Source organism: Paenibacillus zanthoxyli JH29 (assembly GCF_000520715.1).
Lineage (GTDB): Bacteria > Bacillota > Bacilli > Paenibacillales > Paenibacillaceae > Paenibacillus_AQ > Paenibacillus_AQ zanthoxyli.
In genome coordinates this window covers 1-4,024 of record NZ_ASSD01000247.1, presented here as the reverse complement: position 1 = coordinate 4,024, position 4,024 = coordinate 1, and the positions used below count along the sequence as shown (strand labels likewise).

5 protein-coding genes are annotated in these 4,024 nt (G+C 53.9%); 3 read left to right on the top strand and 2 right to left on the bottom strand.

Annotated elements, in window-relative coordinates; genetic code table 11:
• Positions 1-254 (bottom strand): DUF2225 domain-containing protein (locus L691_RS0109160; RefSeq protein ID WP_025690145.1); only part of this gene is annotated, 254 nt, incomplete at its 3' end.
• Between the two features lie 31 nt (positions 255-285).
• Complete coding sequence (locus L691_RS0109155) at positions 286-675, bottom strand: globin domain-containing protein (protein WP_025690143.1); 390 nt, start codon at positions 673-675, stop codon at positions 286-288.
• 617 nt (positions 676-1,292) lie between these two features.
• Here L691_RS0109155 and ylbJ point away from each other — a divergent pair.
• The 3 genes from ylbJ to L691_RS28385 all read left to right on the top strand — a co-directional run.
• Positions 1,293-2,549, top strand: a complete 1,257-nt coding sequence (gene ylbJ / locus L691_RS0109145; protein WP_036736301.1) for a sporulation integral membrane protein YlbJ — start codon at positions 1,293-1,295, stop codon at positions 2,547-2,549.
• A 258-nt stretch (positions 2,550-2,807) separates the two neighbouring features.
• Positions 2,808-3,611, top strand: a complete 804-nt coding sequence (locus tag L691_RS0109140; RefSeq protein ID WP_025690140.1) for an NAD kinase — start codon at positions 2,808-2,810, stop codon at positions 3,609-3,611.
• A 171-nt stretch (positions 3,612-3,782) separates the two neighbouring features.
• A partial coding sequence (locus tag L691_RS28385; RefSeq protein ID WP_232229141.1) for a stalk domain-containing protein occupies positions 3,783-4,024 on the top strand: 242 nt, incomplete at its 3' end.

Genomic DNA, 4,024 nt, shown 5'->3' with positions numbered 1-4,024 from the left:
CCGACCCGCTCGCTGAACGCCTTCCGCTGCCATTCGGCCAGCTTGCTCACGGAATTCTCCGTGGAGGCGAAGCCGCAGAAAGGACATACCCGGACAACGTAATAATCGGGATTCTCTTCCTTGTAATAAGAGCAAAAATCCGCATCCCGGCGAACAGCCCTCTTGAGGCTGGGACGGACTCTGGAGGTTACGAATTCGCGTTCACAATTGCAACAGTTTACTTTAATGGAGTATAGGGGCTCCAAATAGGTCATGTGCCCTCATTCCTTTCGCGTCAGTCATGCATCAATCTCTTTCTCCGGGCATGTTGACAAAATGGCGGGCCGGGCCTGCAAGCCGGTGCAGTATAAGCGATCGGAGCGGTTCATCTACTCCGGTATCCTCAAGCGCTTCTCCCATGCAGCCCAGCCACTCCTCCGACCGCTCCTCCGTAATCGGCACATGCGTATGACGCGCTCTCATCATAGGATGTCCGTACAGCTCGGAGTACAGCTGCGGACCGCCGAAGAACTGAGTGAGAAAGCGGTACTGCTTGTCCATAACAGGGACGATGTCGACCGGAAACAGCGGACCAAGCCGTGGATGCGCCTGCACTTTACTATAAAACACTTCCACCAGTCTGCGCAGCTTCTCGGCCCCTCCCAAATTCTCATATATGCTTTTTTCCGGATTCATTGATGCAACCAACTTTCTGCCGATTTTAATCGTATTGACCTATTCATTATACCAAAATCAAGGTCGTACGACATCTTGCCAACGCGAAAAACAAGAGAAAAAATTCCTATATACCTAATAAACAAGCCCCGCATCCAAAACCTTTGTCCTAAGAAAAGAGTCCTGCATCTTAAATGTGAAGAAATGTTCAATATTACCCAAGAAGAAACGCCTGACGGAGTCCTTAAAGGACGCAAGTACGTTTCTCGTAGAAATATAAGGCCATTTACAAGCGTGAAACTTATGAATTCTTATATTTTAAAAAAAGCCAAAAAAGACGCTAAACGAATGTTTAGCGTCTGCAGCATATTAATAGGTCCGCCAATCCTCATCACCGGGAGAGACGAGGGAGGCCCGGATGACATAAACAAAAGCGCAAACGAGAACGCCAGCAACTACGCTCATCATCATCACTCCATCCCTAATATTAAAGTTTTCGAAAAGGTGCTTTAATTAATTTTTATATTACCACAAACACAGTAAAAATGCACTCTTCATTGTAACCGCTTACTTTATTTTTTTGTACTGTTTGTCCCTTTACATGCATACATCTTACCATAGATCGGGAGGCGTATATGATGACCTTGAAAAAGCTAAGCGGCCCTTCTTGGGCCTTGGGGCTCGCCGGCTGTATGCTGCTCGTACTGGTTTATCCCGATGCTTCTCTTAGTGCTGCTCTGAGAGGAATGGCCATCTGGTGGGATGTGCTGTTCCCGTCGCTCTTTCCTTTCTTCGTCATCTCCGAACTCATGCTCGGCTTCGGAGTCGTCCACCTGTTCGGCGCTCTGTTTGATCCGCTGATGCGCCCGCTGTTCCGTATTCCTGGCAGCGGCGGCTTCGTGCTTGCGATGGGCTATGTGTCCGGCTATCCGGTCGGAGCCCGGCTGACGGCTAAGCTGCGGGAGCAGAACCTGCTCACCCGCGTCGAAGGTGAACGGCTTGTGGCTTGTACGACTTCCTCCGATCCGATCTTCCTGCTCGGCGCTGTTTCGGTTGGTTTTTTTCATAATCCCGCTTTGGGCCCCTGCCTGGCGCTGGCCCACTACGGGAGCGGTCTGCTTGTCGGCCTGCTGATGTCCTTTCACGGACGAAGGGAAGAACGGAACGCCGCAGCCGGGCAGAAGCCTATCTTAATGACCGAAACGCACCGCCCCGGTAAGCTGAAGAAGCAGCGGCCTGAACCGGGCCGTCTCCGTACCGCCTTCGCTTCCATGGCCGAAGCGCGCCGCCGTGACGGGCGGACGCTCGGGGAGCTGCTGAAGGGGGCGGTGCAATCCTCTCTACAGCTTATTATTGTCGTAGGAGGGCTCGTTGTATTCTTCACCGTACTGATGGAACTGCTAAGCCGGGCAGGTGTGATGGCCTTCCTCTTCTCAGTAATCGGGCGGTTTCTTTCGGTTTTAAGCTTCCCCCAGGGGCTGACCGAGGCGGTAACGAGCGGATTTTTCGAGGTTACGCTCGGCGCCAAAGCGGCCGGAACCGCGTCCGCCGCACTCCCCTTCAAGGCCGCCGCCGCCGCATTTATTCTCTCCTGGGGCGGTCTGTCCGTGCACGCCCAGGTTTCCAGCATCTGGAACGGAACGAGACTCCGTTATCTGCCTTTTGCCGCCGCCCGTATTCTTCATGCTTTCCTGTCGGCCGGACTGACGCTGCTCCTCTGGCGGCCGATGATGGAGGTTTCGCCGGCGCTGGCTCCGCTCTGGACGCCGGTTCCGGCCCTGTACTCTCCCGCAGCCGGACTCATGCTTCTCGCCCTGCTGCTGGCCGGCGCCTTGTTGCTCTCGCTTGCGGCGGCCGCCTCCGGCAGAGTCCTGCGGATTCTTCTCCGGCGCTGAACGGCGGAAGGATTGCTCCACCGCGTGCAGCTCCCAGCGTGCGGTGGAGCAATACGCGGCCGTCAACCACACGCCACCGCGCTCCGCCCATCGGGAAAGGCGCTTTCCGCCGAAATCCCCTTGAGAATGGCCGCCTCTCTTGGACGAAGGGAGGCGGCTGTTTTTTTCGGGAACAGTTTCCCCTGCTAAACATTGTTTTCCTAAGCAAGATTGATTATGATCGGTGTATGACAGAACGAACAAAGGAGTCTATTCGTCTTGAGATATTATGTCCTGGACCGCGGCGATCAACTGTCCATTGATCTCAGTCAACAGTTTCATAAGCTTGCGGGAGAACGGGGGCTGCAGCTCGATGCCGAGTCTCCCGAAATCGTAGTCTCCATCGGCGGAGACGGCACCATGCTTCATGCCTTCCATACCTTTATCGATCGGATTCCTCAGCTCGCCTTCGTCGGCGTCCATACCGGTCATCTCGGTTTCTATGCCGACTGGCAGTGCGAGGAACTCTCCGCTCTGGTCGATTATATGTGCGGAAAAGGCGAACCTTCACCGCATAAGCCGCGCATCGTCAAATATCCGCTCGTTGAGCTGGAAATCCATAGGAAATCGGGGACTACTTCGCATATCGCCCTTAACGAGTTCACTCTTAAAGGGGTTGAAGGCACGGTGGTTCTTCAGATCGACATTAACGACGAGAACTTCGAGATGTTCCGTGGCGACGGCATCTGTGTTTCTACCCCTTCTGGCAGTACGGCCTATAATAAAAGTCTCGGCGGCGCGATGGTTCATCCTTCGATTGAGGCGCTGCAGATTGCGGAAATCGCGTCGATTAATAATCGTGTGTTCCGGACGATGGGCTCCCCGCTGCTCCTGCCCAAACATCATCACTGCGATATTTTCTCCCGGAGAGAGCAGAGGCTGATGCTGACCGTTGACCATACCAACTATCCTATCGATGATTTGATCTCTGTCAGATGTCAGGTGTCGGAGAAAAAGGTCAGCTTCGCCCGTTATCGTCCGTTTCCGTTCTGGAAGCGCGTGCGTTCCTCATTTCTGGTGTAGAATTCTCGTACATACAGCCGGTGCCCGCCCGTGCCCCGGCTGCTGCCGCATGGACTTTACTTTCGCTTACCGATCTAGCAGGCCTCTATCAATTTGATAGACAGAGAGAGAAACGCAATGGTATAATGAGACTATTTTACAAATAGTTACATATAGAAGGGGAGAAATTTGTTGAAAAAATGGTTCATTATGCTGGGGGTCCTGTTGTTATCCCTAGCTCTTACGGCCCCCGCGCTTGCCGCGCCCGCGCCGATCAAGGTTTATATTGACGGTGTCAAGCTTTCCTTCTCCTCCGGCTCTCCCTATTTACAGAACGGCTCCGTCATGGTTCCATTCCGGGCCGTGTTCGAGAAGCTCGGCTTGAAGGTGGGCTGGGACCCCGCCAGCCGCGTAGTAACCGGTACAAGCCCGGA

Excerpts from the sequence above, each read along its gene's own strand:
- L691_RS0109155 (WP_025690143.1), bottom strand. The coding sequence starts at position 675 with ATGAATCCGGAAAAAAGCATATATGAGAATTTGGGAGGGGCCGAGAAG.
- ylbJ (WP_036736301.1), top strand. The coding sequence starts at position 1,293 with ATGACCTTGAAAAAGCTAAGCGGCCCTTCTTGGGCCTTGGGGCTCGCC.